This is a genomic window from Streptomyces sp. NPDC002574, from assembly GCF_042889545.1.
In the GTDB taxonomy this organism is placed as follows: Bacteria; Actinomycetota; Actinomycetes; order Streptomycetales; family Streptomycetaceae; genus Actinacidiphila.
Window position 1 is genome coordinate 217,421 of sequence record NZ_JBIARB010000012.1, and the last position, 26,565, is coordinate 243,985.

The 26,565-nt window shown below is 71.4% G+C and carries 28 protein-coding genes, 2 tRNA genes, 1 other RNA gene and 1 pseudogene; 22 read left to right on the forward strand and 10 right to left on the reverse strand.

The features are described from left to right. Nucleotides 1-64: 64 nt before the first annotated feature. Nucleotides 65-823 carry a GntR family transcriptional regulator gene (locus ACFYXS_RS28625; protein ID WP_389253272.1) on the reverse strand — a complete coding sequence of 253 codons (759 nt, stop codon included), beginning with the start codon at nucleotides 821-823 and terminating at the stop codon, nucleotides 65-67. A gap of 179 nt (nucleotides 824-1,002) precedes the next feature. On the opposite strand from ACFYXS_RS28625, the gene ACFYXS_RS28630 reads away from it, so the two are divergent. The 10 genes from ACFYXS_RS28630 (at nucleotide 1,003) to ACFYXS_RS28675 (ending at nucleotide 7,410) form a co-directional block, all read left to right on the forward strand. Further along, entirely contained in the window at nucleotides 1,003-1,332 is a 330-nt protein-coding gene (locus ACFYXS_RS28630) for a hypothetical protein (protein WP_389253274.1), read from the forward strand. Nucleotides 1,333-1,335: 3 nt separating this feature from the next. Next, nucleotides 1,336-2,712: an FtsK/SpoIIIE domain-containing protein gene (locus ACFYXS_RS28635; protein ID WP_389253276.1), complete on the forward strand. Its 1,377-nt coding sequence runs from the start codon at nucleotides 1,336-1,338 to the stop codon at nucleotides 2,710-2,712. Nucleotides 2,713-2,797: 85 nt separating this feature from the next. After that, a complete protein-coding gene (locus ACFYXS_RS28640; RefSeq protein ID WP_389253278.1) occupies nucleotides 2,798-2,977 on the forward strand; it encodes a hypothetical protein in 180 nt (59 codons plus the stop codon). Between the two features lie 83 nt (nucleotides 2,978-3,060). Continuing rightward, nucleotides 3,061-3,753, forward strand: a complete 693-nt coding sequence (locus ACFYXS_RS28645; protein ID WP_389253280.1) for a DUF2637 domain-containing protein — start codon at nucleotides 3,061-3,063, stop codon at nucleotides 3,751-3,753. A 17-nt stretch (nucleotides 3,754-3,770) separates the two neighbouring features. Continuing rightward, the gene (locus tag ACFYXS_RS28650) at nucleotides 3,771-3,959 is read left to right on the forward strand and encodes a mobile element transfer protein (RefSeq protein WP_384290315.1); all 189 of its coding nucleotides are present in this window, start codon (nucleotides 3,771-3,773) and stop codon (nucleotides 3,957-3,959) included. A 24-nt stretch (nucleotides 3,960-3,983) separates the two neighbouring features. Beyond that, on the forward strand, nucleotides 3,984-4,253 hold the full coding sequence (locus ACFYXS_RS28655) for a hypothetical protein (RefSeq protein WP_319659979.1): 270 nt from the start codon (nucleotides 3,984-3,986) through the stop codon (nucleotides 4,251-4,253). A 95-nt stretch (nucleotides 4,254-4,348) separates the two neighbouring features. Further along, entirely contained in the window at nucleotides 4,349-4,531 is a 183-nt protein-coding gene (locus ACFYXS_RS28660; RefSeq protein WP_389253283.1) for a hypothetical protein, read from the forward strand. 5 nt (nucleotides 4,532-4,536) lie between these two features. Beyond that, nucleotides 4,537-5,937: a replication initiator protein RepSA gene (gene repSA, locus ACFYXS_RS28665; RefSeq protein ID WP_389253285.1), complete on the forward strand. Its 1,401-nt coding sequence runs from the start codon at nucleotides 4,537-4,539 to the stop codon at nucleotides 5,935-5,937. Further along, nucleotides 5,924-6,160 (forward strand): excisionase family DNA-binding protein, encoded by a 237-nt coding sequence (locus ACFYXS_RS28670; RefSeq protein WP_389253287.1) that lies wholly within the window; start codon nucleotides 5,924-5,926, stop codon nucleotides 6,158-6,160. Before repSA ends, ACFYXS_RS28670 begins: the two co-directional genes overlap by 14 nt. Nucleotides 6,161-6,174: 14 nt before the next feature. Further along, nucleotides 6,175-7,410, forward strand: coding sequence for a tyrosine-type recombinase/integrase (locus tag ACFYXS_RS28675; RefSeq protein WP_389253290.1), 1,236 nt, complete (start codon nucleotides 6,175-6,177; stop codon nucleotides 7,408-7,410). Between the two features lie 79 nt (nucleotides 7,411-7,489). On the opposite strand, the gene ACFYXS_RS28680 is transcribed toward ACFYXS_RS28675, so the two are convergent. Further along, nucleotides 7,490-7,577, reverse strand: a tRNA-Ser gene (locus tag ACFYXS_RS28680). 95 nt (nucleotides 7,578-7,672) lie between these two features. Between ACFYXS_RS28680 and ffs the strand changes: the two genes are divergently transcribed. From ffs to ACFYXS_RS28725, 9 genes are all read left to right on the forward strand, one after another. Beyond that, an RNA gene (ffs, locus tag ACFYXS_RS28685) (signal recognition particle sRNA small type) lies at nucleotides 7,673-7,769 on the forward strand. Nucleotides 7,770-7,804: 35 nt separating this feature from the next. After that, on the forward strand, nucleotides 7,805-10,063 hold the full coding sequence (locus tag ACFYXS_RS28690) for a DNA polymerase III subunit gamma and tau (RefSeq protein ID WP_389253292.1): 2,259 nt from the start codon (nucleotides 7,805-7,807) through the stop codon (nucleotides 10,061-10,063). Between the two features lie 201 nt (nucleotides 10,064-10,264). Beyond that, nucleotides 10,265-10,600, forward strand: a complete 336-nt coding sequence (locus tag ACFYXS_RS28695; protein ID WP_319663863.1) for a YbaB/EbfC family nucleoid-associated protein — start codon at nucleotides 10,265-10,267, stop codon at nucleotides 10,598-10,600. 46 nt (nucleotides 10,601-10,646) lie between these two features. Continuing rightward, nucleotides 10,647-11,246 (forward strand): recombination mediator RecR, encoded by a 600-nt coding sequence (gene recR, locus ACFYXS_RS28700; RefSeq protein ID WP_319663864.1) that lies wholly within the window; start codon nucleotides 10,647-10,649, stop codon nucleotides 11,244-11,246. Then, nucleotides 11,239-11,886, forward strand: a complete 648-nt coding sequence (locus ACFYXS_RS28705; RefSeq protein WP_389253295.1) for a DUF5063 domain-containing protein — start codon at nucleotides 11,239-11,241, stop codon at nucleotides 11,884-11,886. The genes recR and ACFYXS_RS28705 overlap by 8 nt, the downstream gene beginning before the upstream one ends. Before the next feature lie 218 nt (nucleotides 11,887-12,104). Beyond that, nucleotides 12,105-13,379, forward strand: coding sequence for an aspartate kinase (locus ACFYXS_RS28710; RefSeq protein ID WP_319663866.1), 1,275 nt, complete (start codon nucleotides 12,105-12,107; stop codon nucleotides 13,377-13,379). A 540-nt stretch (nucleotides 13,380-13,919) separates the two neighbouring features. Continuing rightward, nucleotides 13,920-14,492 carry a SigE family RNA polymerase sigma factor gene (locus ACFYXS_RS28715; RefSeq protein WP_389253412.1) on the forward strand — a complete coding sequence of 191 codons (573 nt, stop codon included), beginning with the start codon at nucleotides 13,920-13,922 and terminating at the stop codon, nucleotides 14,490-14,492. Next, nucleotides 14,489-15,652, forward strand: a complete 1,164-nt coding sequence (locus tag ACFYXS_RS28720; RefSeq protein WP_389253297.1) for a hypothetical protein — start codon at nucleotides 14,489-14,491, stop codon at nucleotides 15,650-15,652. The genes ACFYXS_RS28715 and ACFYXS_RS28720 overlap by 4 nt, the downstream gene beginning before the upstream one ends. A gap of 72 nt (nucleotides 15,653-15,724) precedes the next feature. After that, a complete protein-coding gene (locus ACFYXS_RS28725; protein ID WP_389253299.1) occupies nucleotides 15,725-16,585 on the forward strand; it encodes an SURF1 family protein in 861 nt (286 codons plus the stop codon). On the opposite strand, the gene ACFYXS_RS28730 is transcribed toward ACFYXS_RS28725, so the two are convergent. The 3 genes from ACFYXS_RS28730 to ACFYXS_RS28740 form a co-directional block, all read right to left on the reverse strand. Then, the gene (locus ACFYXS_RS28730) at nucleotides 16,541-18,310 is read right to left on the reverse strand and encodes a prolyl oligopeptidase family serine peptidase (protein ID WP_389253414.1); all 1,770 of its coding nucleotides are present in this window, start codon (nucleotides 18,308-18,310) and stop codon (nucleotides 16,541-16,543) included. The two genes, ACFYXS_RS28725 and ACFYXS_RS28730, sit on opposite strands and share 45 nt — an antisense overlap. A gap of 142 nt (nucleotides 18,311-18,452) precedes the next feature. Beyond that, nucleotides 18,453-19,004, reverse strand: coding sequence for a DoxX family protein (locus ACFYXS_RS28735; RefSeq protein ID WP_389253301.1), 552 nt, complete (start codon nucleotides 19,002-19,004; stop codon nucleotides 18,453-18,455). 232 nt (nucleotides 19,005-19,236) lie between these two features. Further along, the gene (locus ACFYXS_RS28740) at nucleotides 19,237-19,995 is read right to left on the reverse strand and encodes a DeoR/GlpR family DNA-binding transcription regulator (RefSeq protein ID WP_389253303.1); all 759 of its coding nucleotides are present in this window, start codon (nucleotides 19,993-19,995) and stop codon (nucleotides 19,237-19,239) included. Nucleotides 19,996-20,067: 72 nt separating this feature from the next. Between ACFYXS_RS28740 and ACFYXS_RS28745 the strand changes: the two genes are divergently transcribed. After that, entirely contained in the window at nucleotides 20,068-21,264 is a 1,197-nt protein-coding gene (locus ACFYXS_RS28745; RefSeq protein WP_389253305.1) for an MFS transporter, read from the forward strand. A gap of 28 nt (nucleotides 21,265-21,292) precedes the next feature. Here the strand turns inward: ACFYXS_RS28745 and ACFYXS_RS28750 are convergent, their stop codons facing one another. The 3 genes from ACFYXS_RS28750 to ACFYXS_RS28760 all read right to left on the reverse strand — a co-directional run bounded on the left by ACFYXS_RS28750 (nucleotide 21,293) and on the right by ACFYXS_RS28760 (nucleotide 23,593). After that, nucleotides 21,293-21,661, reverse strand: a complete 369-nt coding sequence (locus ACFYXS_RS28750) for a YciI family protein (protein WP_389253307.1) — start codon at nucleotides 21,659-21,661, stop codon at nucleotides 21,293-21,295. 109 nt (nucleotides 21,662-21,770) lie between these two features. Further along, nucleotides 21,771-22,097: a hypothetical protein gene (locus ACFYXS_RS28755; protein WP_389253309.1), complete on the reverse strand. Its 327-nt coding sequence runs from the start codon at nucleotides 22,095-22,097 to the stop codon at nucleotides 21,771-21,773. A gap of 743 nt (nucleotides 22,098-22,840) precedes the next feature. Beyond that, on the reverse strand, nucleotides 22,841-23,593 hold the full coding sequence (locus tag ACFYXS_RS28760; protein ID WP_389253311.1) for an SDR family NAD(P)-dependent oxidoreductase: 753 nt from the start codon (nucleotides 23,591-23,593) through the stop codon (nucleotides 22,841-22,843). Nucleotides 23,594-23,665: 72 nt separating this feature from the next. On the opposite strand from ACFYXS_RS28760, the pseudogene xerC reads away from it, so the two are divergent. After that, nucleotides 23,666-24,722 (forward strand): annotated as a pseudogene (gene xerC, locus ACFYXS_RS28765) (tyrosine recombinase XerC). A gap of 65 nt (nucleotides 24,723-24,787) precedes the next feature. On the opposite strand, the gene ACFYXS_RS28770 reads toward xerC, so the two are convergent. Together ACFYXS_RS28770 and ACFYXS_RS28775 are read right to left on the reverse strand one after the other, a co-directional pair. Beyond that, nucleotides 24,788-24,861 (reverse strand) — tRNA-Pro (locus ACFYXS_RS28770). 88 nt (nucleotides 24,862-24,949) lie between these two features. Further along, nucleotides 24,950-25,882: a metallophosphoesterase gene (locus tag ACFYXS_RS28775; RefSeq protein ID WP_389253313.1), complete on the reverse strand. Its 933-nt coding sequence runs from the start codon at nucleotides 25,880-25,882 to the stop codon at nucleotides 24,950-24,952. 75 nt (nucleotides 25,883-25,957) lie between these two features. Here ACFYXS_RS28775 and ACFYXS_RS28780 point away from each other — a divergent pair, with 75 nt between their 5' ends. Continuing rightward, on the forward strand, nucleotides 25,958-26,419 hold the full coding sequence (locus ACFYXS_RS28780; RefSeq protein WP_389253315.1) for a GatB/YqeY domain-containing protein: 462 nt from the start codon (nucleotides 25,958-25,960) through the stop codon (nucleotides 26,417-26,419). The last annotated feature ends 146 nt before the right edge of the window (nucleotides 26,420-26,565 follow it).

A 26,565-nucleotide genomic window follows, 5' to 3' on the forward strand; every position in this document is an offset into this window, starting at 1 on the left:
CTGCTGGTTCGCTCAAGCCGTCAAGGATCAACTGAACCTATAGACGCGGTCAGGGGATGCGGCTCTACGCGTCGAAGTCGTATTCGAGGATGTACGCGGCAGAGTCCAAGGTCATCTCGTTGACCTCGACCGGGCGTCCCTCGTCGGCGAACGCTGTGCGGCAGATCAGGATGACGGGCATGCCCATGGACAGGCCGAGTCGGGTTGCCTCGTCTTGGGACGGCATCCGGCTGCGGATCTCTTCGCGGAAGTGCACGGGCTTGTAGCCGAGTTCGGTAAGGCGCGCGTAGGTGCCGCCGGGCCCGGTGTCTTCCTGCGTGATGGCTGATCCCGTCACGAGATCCGCCGGCAGGTACGACGTCGACAACAGGACGGGCTTCCCGTCGAGTACGAAGCGCCGGCTGCGGACGCAGACCGCTTCACCTGCCGGTACGTCGAGCACGCCGGCAATGCGTTCCGGGGCGGGCTCCTCGGTCACGGCGACCTGGTCTACCACCAAGGTGCGGTCTTCGATGTCGGCCGACCAGATCGAGCGGCCCGATCCCCACTGCTCTTGCGCGAGGCGTTGGATGCCGCGGCGTCGCAGTGGCCGAAAGTCGCGTACGAAGACGCCGGCTCCCTTTCGGGACTCGGCGATGCCTTCGTTTTGCAGGACACCTAGAGCCTGCCGCGCCGTCATGCGGGCGACACCGTGGACGGCCATCAGCTCGTTTTCGCCCGGCAGTCGGTCACCAGGGCCGTACTCACCTGCCGTGATTGCGTCCTTCAGCGTGTCGGCGATTCGCTGGTACTTCGGGCGGCGGTCGGTGCCCTCGGTGGTCATAAGCGATCCCTCCTCCCTCTCTAGACAGCCTAGCGGGTAGTCCCCTCGACGCCTCCTCGCGATATGGTTCCGGCCAACGTCTCTAGACAGGTTGACGTGTATAGAGATGTCAGCTTCACTGAAGACATCTCTAGACAGGCTGCTCGTCCGGAGTGGCCTCACGGACAGGGAGACGCTTCATGTCGTCATTCAAGATCGACCTTTCGACTGCCGTGGTGTTCGTCGCGACTGCGCCTACCCCGAAGCTGGTGAGCAAGCAGACCGGTGAGGTCGCTGTCGACCGGGAGACCGGTGCGCAGCTGATGACCGTGGGTCTGCTGATCTCCGACGAGGGTGAGGGGAACCTGTACCAGGTGACCGTGCCCTCGACCGGGGTGGAGGCGACGCTGACGCCCGGTACCGCGGTGTCGGTGATCGGCCTGCGGGCCCGGGACTGGGAGAACATGTTCAACGGTCAGACCCGGCACGGGATCTCGTTCCGCGCGGTGGCGATCACGGCGGGAGTCTGAGCCGTGGATCTGGCGACGCTGATCGAGATCGGCACCCCGCTGGTGGGGGCTGCCGGCGGCCTGGGATACGCGAAGGTGAAGGCGCCGGGCGTGTACTGGTCGCTGGTGGGTCTGCCGGTCGCGTTGGGCCGGTTCCACTTCACCTACGCCTCCACGATGGACGTGTGCGGGCTGACGGTGGCCCCGTCCCGGCTACGGGCTTTCATGGTCCGCACCGTGGCCCGCCGCGAGGTGCAGCCGGTCCCGCCGAAGATCCGCCGCGTCGCCGGCTCCGCCACCGGCCTCCGCGTCCGCCTCCGCCTTCCCGCCGGCCTGGAACCCGACGACGTCGCCGCTGCCTCCAACCGGCTCCGGCACGCCTGGGGCGTCCACGCGGTCCACGTGGCCGAGATCAAGCCCGGCGTGGTCGAGCTGCGGATGACCGGCTACGACGTCCTCCGACAGGTCCGCATGCCGCGGCGTCTGCCGTCCGGCCCGATGGTGGTGCCGGTCGCGTTGCGGGAGGACGGGACCGCGTTCGCCCGGAACTACCGGGAGATCCCGCACGCCCTCACGCTCGGGGCGAATCAGTCGGGCAAGTCGATGTATCAGCGCAACCTGATCAAGCAACTCGCCAAACTCCCCGTCGCCCTGGTCGGGATCGACTGCAAACGCGGCGTGGAACAGACCCCGTATGCGCCGCGCCTGTCGGCCCTGGCCACCGACCCCGAACAAGCTGCCGGCCTGTTGGATGCGCTGGTGGGGGAGATGGAGGCACGGTTCGATCTCCTCAAGGACTACCAGGGCACGGCCCTGTCGACGCCGAACGGGGAGATCACGTCCGACATCTGGGGACTTCCCAAGGATGTCCGGCCAGTGCCGGTCGTCGTCCTGGTGGACGAGGTGGCGGAGCTGTTCTTGACGGCGACGAAGAAGGATGAGGAACGCCGGGACCGCATGGTGACTCAGTTGATCCGGCTGGCGCAGATGTCCCGCGCGGTCGGTATCTACCTGGAGATCTGCGGCCAGCGCTTCGGCGCCGAGCTCGGCAAGGGCGCCACCATGCTCCGCGCGCAGCTCACCGGCCGCGTGGTCCACCGGGTCAACGACAAGCAGACCGCCGAAATGGGTCTGGGCGACATCTCACCCGAGGCCATGCACGCCGCAACCGCCATCGCCGCCGACCGCCCCGGGGTCGCGGTCGCCGGTGACGCCTCCGGCGGCTGGACCCACATCCGCACCCCTTTGACCTCGATCACCGACACCGCAGCGGTCTGCCGCGCACACGCGGATCTGGTTCCGGACCTGCCGGCCCTGGCGCCGTTCCGACCGGACGTCCCGGAAATCGCCCCTCCGGCCGATGTGGCGCCGCTGGCTCGGCCCCGCCCGGTCACCGAGTAACACCCCTGCCCCAACCGGTTGGCGTGACCGCTTCGCGCCAGGTCCCTACCCCACCCGTGCCAAAGCCCGGAAGGAGTGATCCGTAATGGCCGCTCGCAAGACCACCCGCCGCCCGGTCGACCCCGAGCCGAAGTGCCCGGACTGTCAGGGCGACGGTGAGACCACCGAGACCGTCCGCGTCGGCTCCCGCAAGGGCCGTGAGACCGGCGACCGGCAGGCCGCACTGTGCCTGACCTGCTTCGGCACCGGCACTGCCCCGTCCTGACCCTCAACCCCCCGGTGCCGGGCGGCCGGAGAGCTCGCTCCCCGCCCGGCCCTGGGACCACCAATCCGAAAGGAGGTGACCCGGTGTCCCGCCCCAACCGTTTCGACCCCGTGCTGATTCAGGCCGTGATCGCCGGTGCGCTGTCCTTCGCCCACCTGCACGACATCGCCGAAGCTGCCGGACAGCACGGCTGGAAAGCCTGGGCCTACCCCGTCTCCGTCGACCTGCTCCTCGTCGCCGCCTGGCGCCGCATGCGCATCCTGCGCGCCGCTGACCGTCCCGCCCGCGCGGCGTGGACCTGGTTCGTCATCGCCCTGGTCGCGTCGCTGGGCGCGAACGTCTCCACCGCGGGGCTGCTCGACATGAACGCCGTCCCGGCCTGGCTGCGCATCCTCGTCGCCGGCTGGCCCGCCCTGGCCTTCCTCGGCGGCACCCTCCTCGCCCACACACCGGCACCCGACCCGGCAGAGGAACCCGCAACGGACACCACTCCGGCCCGCGAACCAGTCCCGGTTGCGGAATCGGCCCCGCAGGTCACGGTCGAACGCGCCCCCGACCCCACGCCGGAACTCCCCGCCGCCATGCCGCCGGAGGCCGCTCCCGTACCGGCGCCGGTGTCCTCGCCGTCTGTGCCGCCTGCCCTGCTGGCGCATGCCCGGAAGGTCGCCGACAGCCACCACGCCGCCACCGGGGCACCGATCGACACCGCGACCCTGCGCACTCGCCTCGGCGTCCCGCCGGCCCTGGCCGACGTCATCGCCGCCCAACTCGCCTGAAAGGAGACCCGATCCCCGTGTCCCGCCCGAACCGCTTCTACGACGTGATCCGCATCGGCCCCGTGAGGGTCGGCAGCTACCACGACGGCCGCGGACGCACCCGCCACTCCGCCGCCTGCACCGCGCCCGGCTGCGGCTTCTCCACCGACTACCGCGACCGCTCCGGCGCCGAACTCGCCGCCCGCACCCACCGCTGCCAGCCCTGATCCCCAGAGAGGAGATGCCCCGTCATGCGCTACCCCGACGCGCAACTGCGAGCGAACCACCGCCCGTCCGAACTGATCCCGCCCGGCGTCCACCCCGGACAGGTCGTCGTCATCCAGGCCGCGCCGCCCTCCTACGCCGGGAAGATCCTGCTCACCCTCACGGTCAGCGCCGGCACCGCCCTGGTGATCGTCGTCCTGGCCTTCGCGTTCCAGACGATCGCCGCCGCCGCTGCTGCGGCCATCCCCACTGTGGGTGGCGCATCCGTCTCGCTCCACCTCGCACGCAAACGCTGAACGGCCCCCGGAGCGGCACTCAGCCGCCAAGCATCCGCCGCTCCGGAAGCCTGCGCCCCTTCTCGATCCAACGGACCCGAAAGGACTTCCTCATCATGCCCCAGCACGCCCCGAACCGGCCGGTCTGCCGCGACTGCGACGGCTTCCCCGTCGTCGCCATCACCACCGGCACCCGCCACCCGGACGGCACCCGCGCCACGCTCCGCGTCACCTGCCCCGGATGCCACGGCACCGGCCACACCATCCCCGCCCCCGTCCTCGCCCGGACCGGGAGGTGAGCGCCTTGACCAACACCGTCACCGCGGCGGGCCTGGACCCGGCCACCCTGCACGATCTGCTGCGGGTGGCCGGGTCGGACGGCTTCGACCGCTGGCAAGACCAGATCCGCCGTACCGGCGGCTGCTCCGACCCGATCCACCTGACCGGCTACACCAAGACCCTCGACCGAGCCACCGGCCACGTCCTCCACGCCTACTCCACCGACACCGAGCCCGGCGGACGGCTCCGGGTCGCCTGCGGCAACCGCCGCGCCTCCCGCTGCCCCTCGTGCGCCTGGACCTACGCCGGCGACACCTACCACCTCATCCGTGCCGGCCTCGTCGGCGACCCGAACAAGGGCACCCCCGACACCGTGCGGGTCCATCCGAAGGTGTTCGCCACCCTCACCGCCCCGTCCTTCGGCCCTGTCCACAACCGCCCGTCCTCGGGCCGCTGCCGCTGCGGGACCGCCCACCGCGAGGACGATGCCGCGTTAGGCACGTCCCTGGACCCCGAGTCGTACGACTATGCGGGTGCGGTGCTGTGGAACAACCACGCCTCCGACCTGTGGCGGTACTTCACCATCTACCTGCGCCGTGAGATCGCCGCCCGCGCCGGCCTCACCCAGCAAGCCGCCCGCGAACAGTGCCGGGTCTCCTTCGGCAAGGTCGCCGAATACCAGCGCCGCGGCGCCGTCCACTTCCACGCCGTCGTCCGCTTCGACGGCCCGGACGGACCCGACACCGAGCCCCCGCCATGGGCAACTCTCGACCTGCTCACCGACGCCATCCACGCCGCCGCCCGTCGTGTCGCCGTGGCTGTCCCTGCGGCCGGCGACCAGCTCGCCCGCACGCTGGGTTGGGGCACGCAGCTCGACGTGCAGCCCATCCGGTCCGCCGACGCCGGCACGGACGGGGAACTGACCGAACAGGCTGTCGCCTCCTACGTGGCCAAGTACGCCACCAAAGCCGCCGAAACGACCGGCACTGTGGACCGCCGGGTCGGCAACCGGGAAGCCCTCGAACTCCTCGGCGTCCCCCCGCACCCGCGCCGCCTAATCGAAGCCTGCTTCGACCTGCACCGTCTCTACCCGGACCGCAAGCTCCTCGACTGGGCCCACATGCTCGGCTTCCGCGGCCACTTCTCCACCAAATCCCGCCGCTACTCCACCACCCTCGGTGCCCTGAGGCAGGTCCGGGCCGACTACCGCGCCGCCCAGCAACGCGAAGCCCTGGGCCTGCCCGACCCCGACGACTCCCCAGAGGCCACCACGCTCGTACTCGCCCACTGGGCCTACGCCGGCCACGGCCACACCCCCGGCGAATCCTGGCTCGCCGCCACCATCCACCGCGACATCCAAACCAACCGCGAAACCGCACGCGAAGCCGTGATGGAAGCCCTCAGGAGGGGGCATGGCTGTGAATGAACTGCACAACCTTTCGGGGACGGACGATCCCACGTTGCTGCTCCTCACTGTGGAGGAGACCGCTCGAAGGCTCGGGATCGGCCGGACTACCTGCTACAGCCTCATCGCTGCGGGAGAGATCGAGTCAGTCACTCTCGGCCGGCTGCGCAAGGTCCCCGCTGACGCGCTGCCTGCCTACGTGGCGAAGCTGCGTCGGACTGCCCACACGATCGCGGCTGCCTGAGGGGGAGAGAGCGCATGACGGAGCGAAAGCGGACCCGGCAGCCCAATGGCGCCTCTTCGATCTACCTCGGCAAGGACGACAAGTGGCACGGCCGCGTCACTGTGGGCGTCCGCGACGATGGCAAACCCGACCGTCGCCATGTGGAGCGGAAAACCCGAGCAGAGGTCACCAAGGCTGTCCGAGAGCTGGAGCGGCTGCGCGATGAGAGGAAGCTGCGAAAGCCTGGCAAGGCGTGGACGGTGAAGACGTGGCTTGAGCACTGGGTGGAGAACATCGCCAAGCCCTACGTCTCGGAGAACACCTACGACGGCTACGAGGTAGATGTCCGTGTCCACTTGGTCCCTGGTCTGGGAGCGCACCGCCTGGACCGGTTGGAGCCGGAGCACCTGGAGCGCTTCTACCGAAAGATGCAGGACACGGGCAGTGCTGCGGGCACAGCTCACCACGCGCACCGCACTATGCGCACGGCGCTTGGGGAGGCCCTGCGCCGCGGGCACGTCCCTACGAATCCTGCTGAGATCGCCAAGGCACCTCGTCTTGAAGAAGAGGAGATCGAGCCGTACGCGATCGAAGAGGTGCAGAGTCTGCTCCTGGAGGCGTCGAAGCGACGCAACAGCGCTCGGTGGGTGATCGCGCTCGCACTGGGCCTCCGACAGGGAGAAGCCCTGGGCTTGCACTGGGAGGACGTCGACCTAGAAGCCGGATACCTCCGCACCCGCAAGAACCGCCTTCGCCCGAAGTACACGCACGGCTGCGGCGGCAACTGCGGGAGGAAGGCCGGGTATTGCCCGCAGCGCGAGCAGGTACGCCGCGAGTACAAGTCGACCAAGTCCCGGGCCGGCCGCCGCACCATCGGCCTGCCAGATCCGCTCATCAAGCTGCTCCGTCGCCACCGGGAAGAACAGGAGCGCGAAAGGATCGCCGCCGGCGACGCCTGGCAAGGCACCGGTTACGTCTTCGCCCAGCCGAACGGCTCCCCACTGGTGCCGAACACGGACTACCACCACTGGAAGGAGCTGCTTCAGCTCGCGCGAGTACGGGACGGCCGGCTGCACGACGCTCGCCACACCGCGGCGACGGTCCTACTTCTGCTCGGCGTCCCGGATGTCGTCGTGGACGCGATCATGGGCTGGGAACCCGGTGGCTCGGCCCGGATGCGCTCGCGGTACATGCACGTGACCGGACCCGTGCTGAAGAACGTGGCTCGCCAGGTCGGCGACGCTCTGTGGGGCTCGCCCGGGGCCAACTGAGACGGAAACTGAGACGGAGAACCACGAAGGGCCCCACCGCGACCGGTGGGGCCCTTCGACAACGTGCCCGGTGAGGCACTGGCGGAGGATACGAGATTCGAACTCGTGAGGGGTTGCCCCCAACACGCTTTCCAAGCGTGCGCCCTAGGCCACTAGGCGAATCCTCCGCGGCAAACATTACTAGATCGGAGGGAGTGCTCGCGAACTCGTTCCCGCGGAGCGTCGGCGTGCATCCGGGGGTGATCGGATCGGGTAGGCTGGGTGCAGCCCCTCACGTGGCGCTATCTCGCTGAACCCCCCCAGGGCCGGAAGGCAGCAAGGGTAGGTGGGCTCTGGCGGGTGCGTGAGGGGTCTTTCTTTTGCCCCGGAGGGCGGCCGGTGTGGGCTCCGTCACATGGGCGGGGTCCGGGTGTCGGTGGGGGCCGATATCGTCGTAGGCGTGTCCCTCGCTCTGTACCGCCGCTATCGCCCCGAGACCTTCGCCGAGGTCATCGGGCAGGAGCACGTCACCGACCCGTTGCAGCAGGCGCTGCGGAACAACCGGGTCAATCACGCGTACCTCTTCAGCGGGCCGCGCGGCTGCGGGAAGACGACCAGCGCGCGCATCCTGGCCCGCTGCCTGAACTGCGAGAAGGGCCCGACGCCGACACCCTGCGGGGAGTGCCGGTCCTGCCAGGACCTGGCGCGCAACGGCCCGGGGTCGATCGACGTGATCGAGATCGACGCGGCGTCGCACGGCGGTGTGGACGACGCGCGCGACCTGCGGGAGAAGGCGTTCTTCGGGCCGGCCGGCAGCCGGTACAAGATCTACATCATCGACGAGGCGCACATGGTCACCTCGGCGGGCTTCAACGCCCTGCTGAAGGTGGTCGAGGAGCCGCCGGAGCACCTGAAGTTCATCTTCGCGACGACGGAGCCCGAGAAGGTCATCGGCACGATCCGCTCGCGCACCCACCACTACCCGTTCCGGCTGGTCCCGCCGGGGACGCTGCGCGACTACCTGGCGGAGGTCTGCGAGCGCGAGGCGATCCCGGTCGAGGGCGGGGTGTACCCGCTGGTGGTCCGGGCCGGGGCCGGCTCGGTGCGTGACTCGATGTCGGTGATGGACCAGTTGCTCGCGGGTGCCGGCGAGGCCGGTGTGACGTACGCCATGGCGACCTCGCTGCTGGGGTACACCGACGCCGCGCTCCTGGACGACGTGGTCGACGCCTTCGCCGCCGGGGACGGCGCGTCGGCGTTCGAGATCGTGGACCGGGTGATCGAGGGCGGGCACGACCCGCGCCGTTTCGTGGCCGACCTGCTGGAGCGGCTGCGGGACCTGGTGATCCTGGCGGCCGTGCCGGACGCGGTGGAGAAGGGCCTGATCGACGCCCCCGCCGACGTCCTGGAGCGGATGCGGGCGCAGGCCGGTGTCTTCGGCGCGGCCGAACTGAGCCGCGCCGCCGACCTGGTCAACGCCGGCCTCACGGAGATGCGCGGGGCGACCTCGCCGCGACTCCAGCTGGAACTGATCTGCGCACGGGTGCTGCTGCCCGCCGCGTACGACGACGAGCGGTCGGTGCAGGCCCGCCTGGACCGGCTGGAGCGGCGCGCCTCGGCGGGCGGTTTCGCGGCGCCGGCAGCGGCGGGAGGCCCCGCGGCCCCGGTCGTGGAGTTCGGCGAGCCGATGCCCCCGGGCGGTGGCCGGGCCGCGGCCCGCGCGGCGATGAGTCCCCCGGCGCGTCCCGTCGACGAGCCCGCCGCGCCCCCCGCCCCTGCCCCCGCACAGGCGCCCGCCCCCCCGGAAACCGCCCCAGCAGCCCCCGCTGCTCCCGCCGCCCCGCGTCCCGGCGCCTGGCCGAGCGCGGCCGCTCCCGGGGGAGGCCAGCGCCCCGGCGCCTGGCCCGCCGCGGCCGCACCGTCGGCCCCGCCCCCCGCTCCCGCGGAAACGGCTCCGGCCGCCCAGGCCCCCGCGTCCGGGGCGCCCGTCGGCGACGCCTCCCGGGTGCGCCAGATGTGGCCGGACATCCTGGAGGCCGTCAAGAACCGGCGCCGGGTCACCTGGATACTGCTGGAGCAGAACGCCCGCCTCGTCGGCTTCGACGGCTCGACGCTGCAGATCGGCTTCGACAACCCGGGCGCCCGCGACAGTTTCGTGAACCGCGGCCACGAGGACGTGCTCCAGCAGGCGATCACCGACGCGCTGGGCGTGCAGTGGCGCATCGAGGCGATCGTCAGCCCCGGGGGACCGGGCGGCGGTTCCTCCGGTGGTTTCGGCGGCGGTTCGCGTCCCGGTCCGGGGCACCCGCAGAGCCCCGCGCCCTCGGCGCCGCAGCCGGCACAGCCGCAACAACCGTCGCAGCAACCGCATCAGCAGCAGGGTCAACAGCCCTACCAGCAGCCCCCGTCGGCCGCTCCCGCCGCCGCCCCGCAGGCCGCGTCGCCCGCCTCGGGCGGGGCCGCCGCCGCCCGTGCCGCGGTGGGGGCGTCGTCCGCGGGCTCCGGTGCGGCGTCCGCCACCGCGCACGCGCCGATCGCCGACGAGCCGCCCCCGGTCGAGTACGACATGCCCGAGGACGACGACCCGGATCTGGACGAGACGGCCCTGAGCGGCCACGACCTGATCGTGCGGGAACTGGGGGCCACCGTGATCGAGGAGATCGCCAACGACTAGCCGGAGACCGGCCGGCGACACCGGCCGGCAACCGGCGGGCCGCCGCCCGGCAACCCGCCAACGACCGGCCCACGCCGGTCCTTCCGGCCGGAACGGGCGACGCGTGTCGGTCGTTCCTGGCTACGGGTAGCGCGAGCGGGCGCCCGAGCACGTAGGCTCGCCCTACCCGCACAACCGACGTCGTGAGGCAGGAGCGAGACCGTGATCCCCGGTGGTGGTCAGCCGAACATGCAGCAGCTGCTCAAGCAGGCCCAGAAGATGCAGGAGAACCTCGCGGCGGCCCAGCAGGAGCTCGCCGAGACCGAGGTGGAGGGCACCGCGGGCGGCGGCCTGGTGAAGGCGACCGTGACCGGTGCCGGTGAGCTCCGGGGTCTGGTCATCGACCCGAAGGCGGTCGATCCTGAGGACACGGAGACGCTGGCCGATCTGGTCGTCGCCGCCGTGCAGAACGCGAACGCGAGCGCGCAGGAGCTGCAGCAGCGCAAGCTCGGCCCGCTCGCCCAGGGGCTCGGGGGCATCCCCGGCCTTCCCTTCTGACGGCCCCGGGTCTTCCGGACCGTCCGAGCGACGAAGAGGGCACAGCGTGTACGAGGGCGTGGTTCAGGACCTGATCGACGAGCTGGGCAGGCTGCCCGGCGTGGGTCCGAAGAGCGCGCAGCGGATCGCCTTCCACATCCTTCAGGCCGATCCCGCCGACGTCCGCCGGCTCGCGCACGCCCTGAGCGAGGTCAAGGCGAAGGTGCGGTTCTGCGCGGTCTGCGGCAATGTCGCCGAGGCCGACCAGTGCCGGGTCTGCCGTGACCCGCGCCGCGACACCACGGTCATCTGCGTGGTCGAGGAGCCCAAGGACGTGGTCGCCATCGAGCGCACCCGTGAGTTCCGCGGCCGTTACCACGTGCTCGGCGGCGCGATCAGCCCGATCGAGGGCGTCGGCCCCGACGACCTGCGGATCAGGGAACTGCTCGCGCGTCTCGCGGACGGCACCGTCACCGAGCTGATCCTCGCCACCGACCCCAACCTCGAGGGCGAGGCCACGGCCACGTATCTCGCGCGCATGGTCAAACCGATGGGACTGAAAGTCACCCGTCTCGCCAGCGGCCTGCCGGTCGGGGGCGACTTGGAATACGCCGACGAGGTCACGCTCGGCCGGGCCTTTGAAGGAAGGCGGCTGCTTGATGTCTGACAACGCCCTTGACCCCGACGACTTCGCGTCCTCGATCGTGGACCAGATCGAGAGCTTCATCCTCTCGGTGCGGGAGGTCGCCAAGGGCGACGACCCGGACAGCGCGGTGCCCTATCTCCTGCTGGAGGTCTCGCAGTTGCTGCTGGCCGGCGGGCGGCTCGGCGCGCACGAGGACATCGTCCCGGACGAGCGGTACGAGCCGGACCTCGGGCCGGAGCCGGACGCCGACGAGCTGCGCGAGCGGCTCGCGGTGCTGCTGGAGCCGATCGACGTCTACTCCGAGGTCTTCGACCCGTACGTGCCGCGCAGCACGCCGGTCGCCTGCCGGATCTCCGACGACCTCGCGGACGTGGTGACCGACCTCGCCCACGGCCTGGCGCACTTCCGGGCCGGCCGGATCACCGAGGCGCTGTGGTGGTGGCAGTTCTCGTACCTGTCCAACTGGGGTCCGACCGCCTCGGCGTCGCTGCGCGCGCTGCAGTCGCTGGTCGCGCACGTGCGGCTGGACAGCCCGCTGGACGCGCTGGACGGCCTGGACACGGACGCGGGTGCGGATGACGACGACCGGCTCGCGGACGAGGCGGGCCGTGTGATGGCCGCCGAGATCGGCAAGCCGCTGGGGCTGCGCCCGGCGAAGTGAGTTCCGCCGGGGGGACCGCCGGCCGTCGCCCGCGGTTCACGGGGGCGTACGCCGGGGGCAGTGATATTGAGCACGACGCACGGCGCGATTACGCCGGCGGGTCGTTGGGCAGATGGCCCGCTGAGTGAGCCGGGCGTCTCAGCATGTGGTGGTAAGGGGTCGATCCCGGCCTGCTCGATAAACTGAGCCGAACGCAGTACCAGATTTGAGGAGCGCACGTGGGCCTTGTCGTGCAGAAGTACGGCGGCTCCTCCGTTGCGGATGCCGACGGCATCAAGCGCGTCGCCAAGCGGATCGTCGATGCCAAGAAGACCGGCCACCAAGTGGTCGTCGTGGTCTCGGCGATGGGTGACACGACGGACGAGTTGATCGAGCTCGCCGAACGGGTATCTCCGATGCCCGCCGGCCGCGAGTTCGACATGCTGCTGACCGCCGGAGAGCGGATCTCCATGGCCCTGCTGGCGATGGCGATCAAAAACCTCGGGCACGAGGCGCAGTCGTTCACCGGCAGCCAGGCGGGTGTCATCACCGACTCCGTCCACAACAAGGCCCGCATCATCGACGTCACGCCGGGCCGCATCCGCACCGCCCTGGACCAGGGCAACATCGCCATCGTCGCCGGCTTCCAGGGCGTGTCCCAGGACAGCAAGGACATCACGACGCTGGGCCGCGGCGGTTCCGACACCACGGCCGTCGCGCTGGCGGCCGCCCTCCACGCCGAGGTCTGCGAGATCTACACCGACGTGGACGGCGTGTTCACCGCCGACCCGCGCGTGGTGAAGAAGGCGCGGAAGATCGACTGGATCTCCTCCGAGGACATGCTGGAGCTGGCCAGCTCCGGCTCCAAGGTGCTGCTCCACCGCTGCGTGGAGTACGCCCGCCGATACAACATCCCGATCCATGTCCGGTCGTCGTTCTCCGGCCTCCAGGGCACCTGGGTCAGCAACGAGCCGCGAGAGGACGCCAAGGGCATGGAGCACGCGATCATCTCCGGTGTCGCACACGACACTTCCGAGGCCAAGGTGACGGTCGTCGGTGTGCCCGACAAGCCGGGCGAGGCCGCGGTGATCTTCCGTTCGATCGCGGACGCCGAGATCAACATCGACATGGTGGTGCAGAACGTGTCGGCGGCCTCCACCGGCCTGACCGACATCTCCTTCACCCTGCCCAAGAGCGACGGCCCGAGGGCGATCGAGGCGCTGAAGCGCACGCAGGCCGGCATCGGCTTCGAGGCGCTGCGCTACGACGACCAGATCGCCAAGATCTCGCTCGTCGGCGCGGGCATGAAGACCAACCCCGGTGTCACGGCGCAGTTCTTCGAGGCGCTGTCCAACGCGGGCGTCAACATCGAGCTGATCTCGACCTCGGAGATCCGCATCTCGGTGGTCACGCGGGCCGACGACGTCAACGAGGCCGTGCGCGCGGTGCACACCGCCTTCGGCCTGGACACCGAGAGCGACGAGGCGGTCGTCTACGGCGGCACCGGCCGCTGAGGCGCCGGGGATTCCGTCACCTTTCGCGCTCCCGCCCCACCCGTACCACCCGCTTTGTCCCACGACCGCCGGTCCGCCCCTTCCCGGGCGGGCCGGCGGTCGTGGCGTTACGGAACGTGAAACACCGCATCTCCGTCCCGACCTGCGGCGTTCACCGAACCGGCGAGTATCGATCGTGTGATCAAAATATGGTCAGGATCGCTTGAAGGAAAGCTGTAAGCGCCAGACAATTTGAGCTCCCTGTTCCGCAACCGGGCGGCGCGCAGGGAGCGTCCTTGTGTCAGCGCACCGGCCTAGTGTGCTGCTGCACGCCGGACGCGGCGCAACAGCGCCGGGTTAAAAGGGGCATTGAGGATAGTTGGTACGCATGGGGATATGCGCGGCGCCATCAAAAACGGTGCCCCGACTGCACAACCCTGACGGGGGGAAGTGTGTCCAACAGTCGTGGCAGAGGCACTCGGCATCGAAACGGCGCTCCTGGGGCGCGGCGCGGCTCCCGCGCGCCCGTATGCGCGGCGGCCGTCCGGCGTGGTCGGCGGTATGCCGGTGATCGCGCCATGGCCTGTCGTGCAGTCTCCCTCGGGCCGCGACCGGGGGGACGCTGACGACGCGATGTCGGCCGGGACCACCGTCGACCACCTCACCGAGACCTACCGGGCGCACTACCGCTCCCTGCTGGGCCTCGCCGCGCTCCTGCTGGACGACACCGCCTCCTGCGAGGACGTCGTCCAGGAGGCCTTCATCCGCGTCCACTCCGCCCGCAAGCGGGTGCGTGAGCCGGAGAAGACCCTCGCCTACCTCCGCCAGACCGTCGTCAACCTCTCGCGGTCCGCGCTGCGCCGCCGCATCCTGGGCCTGCGGCTGCTCTCCAAGCCCATGCCCGACATGGCGAGCGCCGAAGAGGGCGCCTACGAGCTGCTGGAGCGCGACCAGCTCAAGGCCGCGCTGCGCACCCTGCAGCGCCGCCAGCGCGAGGTCCTCGTCCTACGCTATTTCGCCGACATGACCGAAGCCCAGGTGGCCGAGACCCTCGGCATATCCATAGGGTCCGTGAAGGCGTACGGCTCGCGCGGCATCGCGGCGCTCCGCGTCGCGATGGAGGCCCCGGCATGACCGAACCGAACACCCCCGAGGGTATGGACCCCAAGCACACCGAGAAGCCCGAGAGTCCGAAGAACGTCGAGAGCCCGCGGAAGGCGACGGCCGGCACCCCACCCGAGCGACCCGCCGTGCCCGACGTGACCCCCACGGCGGCCGAGAGCCCGCGCGCGGAGGCCGAGCCGGACCTGAGCCCGGACGAACTCGCGCTGCGCAGGCTGCTGCGCGACGCCGTGCAGGACCTCCAGCCCGGCCCCGAGACGCTGACGCACCTGCGCCGGGCCGTGCCCGCGCGGCGCGCGCACCGGCGCCAGCTGCTGGTCGGTACGGCGGCCGCGGGCCTGCTCGCGGTGGCGGCCGTGCCGGCCGTGCTGCACGCCACGAACACGTCCGGCTGGGACAACCCCAACCCGGTGGCCGCCGCCGGCACCTCCTCGTCCGGCGGCACCGACGGCGCGCACTCCACCGACGGCGCGAAGGACGACCAGCCGTCCGGCCCCGCGACGGGCGTGGTCGTCGATCCGACCGCGGGCGGCGGCGGCAAGCACGATGCCCCGGGCACCCCGGGCGGCGACCCGACCCCGCACACCACCGAGTCGGCCGGCAGCCTGGGCGTCTCGTCGCCGACGTGCACCGCCGCCGACCTCGGCAACCCGGCGGGCTGGGCCGGAGCGGCCGACGCCGCCGGCCGGATCACCGGCTACTTCCGGGTGGCCAATGTCTCCGCGGCCGCCTGCACCATCGACGGCGGCGGCGTGGTCAACGCCACCGCGCAGGGCTCCGCCGACCCGACACGGATCAGCGTGCTCGACCACGTGGCGGGCGACGGCAGCGGCCTGCCCGACGCCGGGACGGATCCGCTCGTCCTGCAGTCCGGTGCGAGCTACGAGGTCCAGTTCGCCTGGGTCCCGGCCCCGGGCGGGGACATCAGCGGCTGTGCCGCCCCGCCGGCCTCGCCGACGCCCACCCCCACCGGCAGCGGGGACCCGACGGCGGGCGCCGACACGTCCGGTCAGACGAGCACGACCCTGGACTCCGCGCCCGCCGACGGTGCCCCCGCCGCGAGCGTCGAGCTCAGCCACACTCCCGACGCCGGGTCCCCGGTCGCCACCGCGACCCTCGCCGGTGCCTGCGCGGGCACGATCTACCACACCGGGCCGCTCGCCCTGTCCTGAGCACTGCCCGGGACAGGGGCGGGAAACGGGGGCGGGTCCGACCGGCCCGCCCGCGCCCCGTACCTTGGTGGGGTGTACCGGTTCCTGCTGACCCCGCGCTGGCTGGGCGGGCTCCTCTTCGTGGTGTGCGCCGTGGCGTTCTGCACCTTCATGGGCAGCTGGCAGCTGAGCCGCTTCGAGGACCGCGTGCAGACGCACCGCGCCGCGCAGGACGCGCCGTCGCGGGACGCCAGGACCGCCGCGGTGCCGCTCGCGGAACTGCTGCCCACGATCCGCTCGGTGGTCACCGCGGAGACCTCGGGCCGGACCGTCACCGCCACCGGCCGCTACGACGGCTCCCACCAGTTCCTCGTGCCGGGCCGTGAACTCGACGGCCGCACCGGCTACTACGTGCTGACCCCGTTGCGGGTGAGCGGCGGGCAGGCGCTGCCCGTCGTCCGCGGCTGGCTGCCCGGGGACGCGTCGAAGGCGTCGCCCGCGGCGGTCCCGGCCGCCCCGTCCGGCGAGGTCACCGTCTCCGGGGCCCTCCAGGCCCCGGAGACCGACAGCACCGACGGTGTCGTCACCCGCGGCGGGCTCCCGGCCGGCCAGCTCGGGATGATCAGCGCCGCGTCATTGGTCAACCTCGTCCCGTACCCGGTGTACGGGGCGTGGATCACGCAGACCGAGGGCGTCGTGGCGCCCCTGGCGGCCGTGCCGCCCGCGGCGCCGCCCGGCACCGGCCTGGACCTCAAGGCCTTCCAGAACCTCGGCTACACCGGCGAGTGGTTCGTCTTCGCGGGCTTCGTGCTCTTCATGTACGTGCGCCTGCTGCGCCGCGAGGCCGAGACACGGCGGGACGCCGCGCTCGGCCTCGTGGACCAGTCACCCGAGGAACCCGCTCCGGCCTCAGCCGCCCAGGTGCCGGCGGACGAAGTCCAGCTCCAGCCGTAGCTGCTTGATCCGCTCGTCGACCACGAGCGAGCCGTGCCCGGCGTCGTAGCGGTATACCTCGTGCGCCTTGCCCAGGCCCTCCAGCCGCTCGACGTAGTTGTCGATCTGCCGGATCGGGCAGCGCGGGTCGTTCAGGCCCGCCGAGATGTAGACCGGCGCCTTGACCTGGCCGACGTAGGTGATCGGCGAGGACGCCTCGTAGCGCTCCGGCACCTCCTCGGGGGAGCCGCCGAACAGCGTGCGGTCCAGGGCCTTGAGGGCCTCCATCTCGTCCTCGTACGCGGCCACGTAGTCGGCGACCGGCACGGCCGCCAGGCCCGCCGTCCACAGCCCGGGCTGCGTGCCCATGCCCAGCAACGTCAGGAAACCGCCCCAGGAGCCGCCGGAGAGTACGACCCGCGCCGGGTCCGCGAAGCCGGACTCCACGGCCCACTCCCGCACCGCCGCGATGTCCTCCAGCTCGATCAGGCCGACGCGGTGCTTGAGCGCGTCCGTCCACTCCCGGCCGTAGCCGGTCGAGCCGCGGTAGTTGATCCGTACGACCGCGTAGCCGTGGTCCAGCCAGGCCGCCGGGCCCGCCGCGAAGGCGTCCGAGTCGTGCCAGGCCGGGCCGCCGTGGATCTCGAAGATCGTCGGGAACGGTCCCTGGCCGGTCGCCGGGCGCTGCACGAGCGCGTGCACCCGCCCGCCGGGACCCTCGACCCACACGTCCTCCACCGGCACCGAGCCCGGAGCCCGGAAGCCCGGCGCCTCCAGCACGACCGCGCCGGTCGTCGACCGCACCTCGGAGGGCGACTGCGCGGACGACCACAGGAACTCCACCGTGCCGTCCGGGCGCGCCGTCGCCCCGCTCACCGAGCCCGCCGGGGTCTCCAGCCGGGTCAGCTCACCGCTCTCCAGCCCGTAGCGGAAGATCTCGCTGCGGGCCTGGTACGAGTGCACCACCAGCAGCGCCGAACCGTCCGGGTACCACTCGGCGGCCACGTCGCCCGGCAGGTCGATCGCCAGCGGGGTCTGCGTACCGGCCGCCACGTCCCAGAGCATCGGCTCCCAGCGGCCGCGCCGCTGGTGCGCCACCAGCAGCCGGGTGTCGCCCAGCACGGGCGCGAAGCCCAGGCACTCCAGGCCCAGTTCCTTGGTGCCGCCCTCGCTGTCGTCCAGTTCCGCCACGGCGGACCCGTCGGTGCGCACGACGCGCAGCGCCGAGTGCATCGCGTCCCCGTGCTCGGTGTGCTCGATCACCACGAGGGTGCCGTCCTCCGACAGCGCGCCGACCCCGCCCGACTCCTCGTGGCGGTAGATCTCCACCGGCTCCGCCCCGGGGCGCGCCACGTGGACGGTCGTGCCCTCCTCGTCGGTGGAGCGGCCCACCACCGCCAGCCCGTCCCGGCCGAGGGCCAGCCCCGCCGGGTACGAGGGCTCCAGCCCCGGCGCGGCGGTCTCGTCGGCGCCGCCCTCGAAGGGCTGGCGCATCCACACCCCGAACTCGTCGCCGTCCTTGTCGGCGAACCACCACACCCAGGCGCCGTCCGGCGTCAGGGTCCCGTCCGACGTCCCGTTCGGCCGGTCCGTGACCTGCCGCTGCGCCCCCGTTGTCCGGTCCCACGCGTACAACTCGTACGTGCCTGTCGCATTCGACACGAAGAGGCTGCGGTGGGGTGCGTCCTCAGCCCACTCCGGCAGTCCGACGCGCGGCGCCCGGAAGCGCTTCTCCCAATCCGGCATACCAGCCATGACGTCGCTCATGACCCCATCCAACCGGATGCGGGACCGCGGCGGACCGTGGGCGTCGTCACCTCTCGGTCACAGACCGGTTTTCCCCGGGCCCCCGGGTGTGTGCCGTGCCGCCCCCGGGGGCGGCACGGATCTACAGACTGAGCACGATCGCGGATCCCACGCCGGCCAGGCCCAGTGCGATGCCGGCCTCCTCCCAGCCGCCCTTCCCCCAGGGGAACGGCCGGTCGAGGGAGAGCCGGCCGGGCCCGATGGCGGCGACGGCGAGGGCGACGGCCGCGATGCACATCGTGTACTCCAGGCCGCCGTGCATGGCCCACAGGCCGTGCGCCGCCGTGACGTTCACCATGGCATTGATCATCACGGCGATGAGGGCCGCAGCCGCGAGGGGCGTGAACAGCCCAAGCGCGAGGCCCAGGCCGCCGAGGAACTCCGAGAGGCCGCCGAGAACGGCGTAGAACGTACCGGGGTGGTAGCCCAGCGCCTCGAAGCCCCTGCCCGTCGCGGTGAGGCCGTTGCCCCCGAAGATCCCGAAGAGCTTCTGGCAACCGTGGCCCGCCATCACCAGGCCGACGGTGAGCCGCAGGAGCAGCAACCCGCAGTCGGCGGCGGTCACCGCATGCGACGGCGGGGCGTGGGCGGCGGGGTCGGGAGCGGTATGCAGTCGTTCGGCGATGTTCCTCATGGGTGGTCCTCTTCCGCACCGGGCTCCGAGCGGTAGCGGACGGCCACTCGGAGAACCGGCAGGGCGGTTTGTCAGGACAAGCAAGCTGATGGGCGAATTGTTCTACCGCTCAATGATTACTCCTGCTCCGGCGGAAGCGGACCGGCTCCGGGTCGCGGTGCACCGCGCAACGCACCGGACGGCCGGCAACGTGTCACTCCAGGTGCCGAAGTGCCCCCTGTGCGGCGCCGGTTCACACCCGGTGAACAGTCACACCGGCCGCGGCGATCGCCGCCGTCTCGTCCTCCGGGGCCTCGGAGTCCGTCACCACGGTGTGCAGTGCCGTGACGGGCGCGACGAACGCGAGCGCCGTGCGGTGGAACTTCGCGCCCTCGGCCACGGCGACGACCCGCCGGGCGGAGGCGATCGCCGCCCGCTTCACCGCCGCGTCGTCCAGGTCGTACGCGGTCAGCCCCTCCTTGGCGCCGAGCCCGCAGCAGCCGATCACGGCGGTGTCGAAGCGAAGCGCGGACAGTGACGCCTCGGTCAGCGGCCCGGTCAGCGCCAGTTCCCCGGCCCGGGGCCGGCCGCCGGGCACCAGCAGGGTCAGCTCGGTCGCCCCGGCCAGCGCGTTCACCGCGTGCAGCGACAGCGGCATCACGGTCAGCCGCCGGTGCTGCAGCACGCGGGCCACCTCCAGGCATGTGGTCCCGCTGTCCAGGACCACGGACTCGCCGTCCGCCACGAGCCCGGCCACCTCCGCGGCGATGCGCCGCTTGATGTCCAGTCCCTCCCGGGTGCGCAGCGCGAACGGCGGCTCCTCGCCGCGCAGCAGCAGGCTCCGCGCCCCTCCGCGGTAGCGCTCCAGCACGCCCTGGTCGGCCAGGACCTCCAGGTCGCGGCGGATGGTCATCTCGGAGGCGCCGGTCAGCGCGGCCAGCTCCGCGACGCCGACGCTGCCCGCCTCCCGTACGGCCTCGGTGATCCGCCGGAGCCGGTCTGTACTCACCATGGAAGAAGTGAACACCGAGGGCGCTCAAGAATCAATCTTTCGCACATCAGGATTGTTCGTTATGTTCGAAGCATGGAGAGATCCCTGCGGGCCGGACGGCTGGCCACCTTCGTCTACTTCACTCTGAACGGCTTCCTCATGGGGATGTGGATCGTCCACATCCCCGGCATCGAGCAGCGCGCGGGCATCGGGCACGCCGTGCTCGGCTGGCTGCTGCTCCTGCTCGGCGCGGGCGCCTTCGCCGGCATGCAGGTCGCGGGCCCGCTCACCGACCGCTTCGGGGCCCGTACCGTCGTCCCGCTCGGCGCGGCCCTGTGCAGCGCGGCCGTCCTGCTGCCCGGACTCGCCACGGACGCCTGGACGCTGGGCGGCGCGCTGCTCGTCCTCGGAATCGGCAACGGCTGTCTGGACGTCTCCATGAACGCCCACGCCGTGCAGGTCGAACGCGGCTACGGGCGGCCCGTGATGTCCGCCTTCCACGCCACCTTCTCCATCGGCGGTGTGCTGGCCTCCCTCGCCGGCGCCCGCGCGCTCGACCGGGGCTGGAGCCCGGCCGCCACCCTCGGGACCGTCGCCGTCGCGGGCCTGGTCGTCGCCGTCGCGACCGCCCCCGCCCTGCTGCGGCCCGACACGGCCGCGCCCGCGGCCCCCCGGGACAGCACGCCCGCCGCACCCGCCCGGCGCCGGACGCCTCAGCGCATCTGGCTGCTGGCCGTCCTCGCGTTCATGGTCATGCTCTGCGAGGGCGTCGCCAACGACTGGAGCGTGCTCCACCTGCGCGACGTGCTCGACGCCCCGGCCTCCACCGCCGCCCTCGCCTACGGCGCCTTCGCCACCGCCATGACCGCCGGCCGCTTCCTCACCGACCGCGTCGCCGCCCGCTTCGGCCCGGCCGCCGTCCTCCGCCACGGCGCCGCCGCGGCCGCCCTCGGCCTCACCACGGCGGCACTCTCCTCGTCGATCCCGTTGGCACTGCTCGGCTGGACGCTGTTCGGCGCCGGGTTGTCCGGCTGCGTCCCCCAGTTGTTCAGCGCCGCGGGCCACGCCGACCAGGACGCCTCCGCGACCAACGTCTCCCGCGTCGCCGGCCTCGGCTACCTGGGCATGCTCGCCGGGCCCGCCGTCATCGGCCCGCTGACCCACCTCGTACCGCTGAACGTGACGCTCTTGCTCCCGGTCGCCTTCTGCGTCACCGCGGCCTGCGCCGCGGGCATCCTGCGGCCCCGGCCGGCCGTCGCGGCCCGCACCCCGGAGGTGGAGCCGGTATGACGGCCGGGCCGGGCGGGCGCCGGCCGGATCAGGCCGGGGGCTCCAGGTCGTCGAACTCCACGACCTGGCGCACCTCGACCTCCACCTCCTCGAACAGCTCGGCGTACTGCCGGGCCAGCTCGACGGCCTCCGCCCGGTCCTTGGCATTGATCAGCCCGAAGCCCCCGATGACCTCCTTGGCCTCGGTGAAGGGCCCGTCGGTCACATGTGTCGCCCCGCCCCGGGGCTTGCGCACCAGCGCGCCCCTCTCGGACGGATGGACGCCCTCCGCCGTGATCAGGATGCCCCGCTCGGACCAGTCCTGGATGAACGCGCCCATCTTCTCCATGAACTCCTGGCTGGGGTTCCACGCCTCCGGGGCGCTCTCGTCGAGCCGGTGCATCATCAGAAAACGCATGATCGCTCCCTAGGTGTCCCGGGCTGGGATCCGGTCGCTCCCGGACACGCTGACCAGCCCGTCGTCCACGCGTCGAACGGCAGCGCGCGGAATCGACACGTTCCACCCATCAATTTTCCGGCGTCGTCGGCGCGTCGCCGTCCCTGTCGTTCGAAGACACCTTCCCGGGGCCCCAGCCGACCGCGACCGCCCAGGTCACCCCGGGTCCCGCGGTCACCTTGACCCGGCCCGCGGCCTTCGTGCCCATCTCCTCGGAGGCGTTGAGGCTCCCGTCCGGCCGCTCGGAGCAGTGCTCCGTGGTGGTGCCGTACCGGCCCGTGTCCACCGTGAGCGTGCCGGAGCCCTCGCACTGCGTGCTGACCCAGACCGTCCCCCCGTCGGACGCGGGCAGGTGCGCCTCCCACTCGCCCGTACGCCGCCCGCTCGAAGCCCACACCTTGGCATCCCCCAGCGCTTCGGCAGGATCCCGCCAGGCCGCCTGCGTCTGCGTTCGCGTCGTCGCTGTCGCTGTCGCTCTCGCCGCCCGCTCGGGCACGGCAGCCCGGTGCTCCTGCGTACACCCGCTCAGCACCAGAACAGCCCCGGCGCACCCGAGGACCGTCCCTCGCCTCATGCCACGTGTCACAACAATCCCCCGTCATCACGGTGCCGCCCCCCGGCACCGGTCCGATCATGCTGGCACGAGACGCAACCCGGCGGCGGGCACTCGGACTGTTCCGGGTCGATCGTGTCCAGGGCGGAGGCGGCGGCCCCCGGTGGCGCCACCGGCACGGGAGAACAGGTTCAGCGGCCCCGGCTGTACCCCCAAGCCGCCCCGACCGGCGGTGGATTGACCCACCGTCCGCGGCCGACTTCCGAACGGCTCTCTGTCGGTCTCCCCGGAAAACACAGAAGGCACATACTCGTGTGAGTACGCGCCTTCTGACCTGGGTCGGGGTGACGGGATTTGAACCCCGGGATGTGAACCCACGGCCTCTTCGTCCCGAAGCAATGCGCGCGGCCCTGTGACCTGCGGCTGCACTATTCCTGAGCTGCGATTAACGGTCCGCAGACGTCCGTGGTTGTCGCCTCGCTGCGGGGCTGTTGTGGCGCAGTTAGACGCTCAGTCCGTCGGCTGCCCTTGACGTGCTTCCGTATCCCCAACGATCGAGCGGTGCGGCGAACAGAGGACGCGAACCGTCAGACCTGCACAGCGCCGCCGTCCACGAACAGTTCGATACCGGTGACGAAGCGGCTCTGCTCGGAAGCGAGGAAGAGGACGACGTCCGCGACATCTTCCGGGGTCCCGATCCGGCCGAGAGGGATCCGGCTGACCAGGAATTCCTTCGTCTGTCTGCCCTGCCCCGTGTGGACGCCGACGGCCCCGTCGAGTCCGGGCGTGTCGATCGTTCCGGGGCTGATGGCGTTGACCCGGATGCCCCGGTCTTTGAGCTCGTTGGCCCAGGTGCGGGCGAAGGACCGTGCCGCTGTCTTCGTAGCCGCATAGAGGCTGAAGCCCTCCGGTCCCTCGATCGTCCAAATCGAGGCCGAGAGGATGACGGAGGCGTGGTCGTTCAACAGCGGCAGCGCCTTCTGCACGGTGAAAATGGTGCCCTTCACGTTCACGCCAAGATGAAAGTCAATGTTTTCCTCGGTGATTTGCGCGAGTGGGGCTGGCTCTCCTACTCCAGCGTTCGCGAACACCACGTCAACACGCCGGCCGTCTGCGGCGATCCGCTCGTACAAGCGGTCCACGTCGGCCGGGTCAGCCACGTCGCCGCGGACACCGGTAGTTCGCTCGCCGATGGACGCGACCGCAGCGTCGAGCCTCTCTTGCCGCCGGCCGGTGAGGTAGACGTGGGCTCCCTCTTCAACGAAACGACGGGCGCTGGCGAATCCGATTCCCGTCGAGCCGCCAGTGACCACGGCAGTCTTGCCGTCGAGCTGTCCCATCACATTCTCCTCTTCTCGCATGCGGCCATGCACGGCAATGGGAACAGCACGCGCCTGAAGAGGACGAACGACATGCCGCCTCCTACCGAAGCCAAGGCCAGGCTGAGGGAGATTCTTCGGGACTACGAAGACGGGCTCGCCGTCGCGCCGTCCGGCTGCACCGTGGAGAACGCGGTGAACGACTGGCTCTTGTACGGCCTGGTGGATCGTGACAAGGGAACGCAGGAAGCCTGCACCTTCCTCAGCCGGACGCACGTGATCCCCTCGCTGGGTGCCCGGAAGCTTCGCGAACGGAGAGCGGAGGATGTGGACAAGTGGCTCGCCGAGAAGTCGAAGGCGCTCAGCACGCGGACCCCTCCAAGGGGTCCACTCGTGTCTGAACCGTGCCGTCAAGCGAGCCATGGCCCGGGACAAGGTGAAGCACAACGTCGTCGAACTGTGCGCAGTCCCCACGGGGCAGCCGGGACGACCCTCCAAGGCTCTGACCCTGGCGCAAGCCGGAGCAGTGCTCAAGACGGCTGAGGGCAGTTCGATGCACGCCTACATCGTCGTGGCGCTGCTCACCGGGGCCCGGACGGAGGAGTTGCGGGCCCTCACGTGGGACCACGTCTCACTCAAGGGCGACGCGGACGCGGTACCGCCCGTGCCGCCGCACATTGCGGTCTGGCGATCCGTTCGTGCCTCGGGGGACACCAAGACGCGCAAGTCTCGCCGAACGCTCGCCTTACCGGCCTGCTGCGTGGAGGCCCTGTGGCAGCACTGGGAGGACCAGGGCTGGGACCGCCTGGCGGCCGGCGACAAGTGGGAGGAGCGGGGGCTCGTCTTCGCCTCCGCGGTGGGTAACGAACTGGACGCGTCCCACGTCCGGCGGGCCTTCCGCGCGGCCCTCAAGGGAGCCGAAGGCGTCGATCCCGCCGACTGGACTCCTAGGGAGCCGCGGCACAGCTTCGACTCGCTGCTGTCGGACAGCGGCGTGCCGCTGGAAGAGATCTCGCGTCTGGTCGGCCACTCCGGGACCTCGGTCACCGAGGAGGTCCACCGCAAGCAGATCCGCCCTGTGATCCAGACAGGGGCGGTCGTCATGGACGGCATCTTCGACCGGGACCGCGAGCGTTGGTCACGCAGATAGTCACGCAACACGAGTCAGGGCCACCTAGGAAATTTCCTAGGTGGCCCTGATCTGCCTCTACGAAGTCGGGGTGGCGGGATTTGAACCCACGGCCTCTTCGTCCCGAACGAAGCGCGCTACCAAGCTGCGCCACACCCCGGTGTTGCGTCGTGGCCCTGCAGCCCGGCGCAACGAGGATTACTCTAGCGGACCGGCCGCTGGAGACGAAATCCGGTTTTCCGGGTGGCTCAGCCGGCCGGGACGAGGGTGAGGAGCGTGGCCTCCGGGGGGCAGGCGAAACGGACCGGGGTGTAGCGGTTCGTGCCGCAACCGGCGGAGACGTGGAGGTGGGAGCGGTGGCCGCCGGCCTCGTGGGTGGACAGGCCCTTGACGCGTTCCGGGTCGATGTCGCAGTTGGTGACCAGGGCCCCGTAGAAGGGGATGCAGAGCTGCCCGCCGTGGGTGTGGCCCGCGAGGATCAGGGGGTAGCGGTCGGCGGTGAAGGCGTCGAGGACCCGCAGGTAGGGCGCGTGGACGACGGCCAGGGAGAGGTCGGCGTCGGTGTCCGGGCCGCCGGCGACCTCGGTGTAGCGGTCACGCCGGATGTGGGGGTCGTCCAGACCGGTGAAGGCGATCTCGATGCCGTCGTCGAGCTTGAGGCGCCCGCGGGTGTTGTTGACCCCGACCCAGCCGGCCATGTCGAAGGCGTCACGGACGTCCTCCCACGGGTTGCGGGTGACGTTGACCGCAGGGGCGCCCTTGCCGTTGAGGCCGTGGACGCCGCGGACCCGCTCGACGAGGTAGCGGGCGGGGTTGCGCAGCTTGGGGGCGTAGTAGTCGTTGGAGCCGAAGACGTAGACGCCGGGGAGGTCGAGCAGTGGGCCGAGCGCGTCGAGGAGCTCGGGGACGCCCTGCGGGTCGGAGAGGTTGTCGCCGGTGTTGACGACGAAGTCGGGCCGCAGTCCGGCCAGCGACTGCAGCCAGCGGCGCTTCTTGTTCTGTCCGCCGACCATGTGGATGTCCGAGAGCTGCAGGACGCGGACGGGCCGCATGCCGGCCGGCAGCACGGGCACCTGCACCCTGCGCAGGCGGAAGGACCGTGCCTCGATGCCGGCCGCGTATGCCACGCAGGCGGCGCCGGCGGCTGTGATGCCCAGGGGTACTCCGTATAGCGCGCGCATGCCCCCATGGTGGCAGACGGCTCGTCAGCGATAAATCTCCGGCCCTCCCGGCGGGGACCTGGCAGACTCGACGTCATGACCACCACGCTCAAGCAGCGTCTGCACGACGACCTCACGGCTGCCATGAAGGGACGGGACGAGCTCGTCACGTCCACCCTGCGCCTGACCCTGACCGCGATCACCAAGGAGGAGGTCGCGGGCAAGGAGGCGCGCGAGCTGTCCGACGACGAGGTGCTCCAGGTGATCGGCCGCGAGGCCAAGAAGCGCCGGGAGGCCGCCGAGGCCTTCGAGCAGGGCGGCCGCAAGGAGTCCGCGGAGCGGGAGCTCGCGGAGGGCGAGGTGCTCGCCGGCTACCTGCCCAAGCAGCTGGACGACGCGGAGCTGGCCGGGATCGTCTCCGCGGCCATCAAGGAGTCGGGCGCCGAGGGGCCGCGGGCCATGGGCGCGGTCATGAAGATCGTCAACCCGAAGGTGACCGGCCTCGCCGAGGGCGGCCGGGTCGCCGCCGAGGTGAAGCGGCAGCTCGCGGCCGGCTGAGCCCGCGGGAGCCCGCCCGCCGCGTACACACGAAGAAGGGGCGCCCCCGGGCCCGGGGGGGGGGGGGGGGGCGGGGGGGGGGGGGGGGGGGGGGGGGCGCGGGGGGGGGGGGGGGGGGGCGCCCCGGGGGGGGGGCGGGCCCCCCC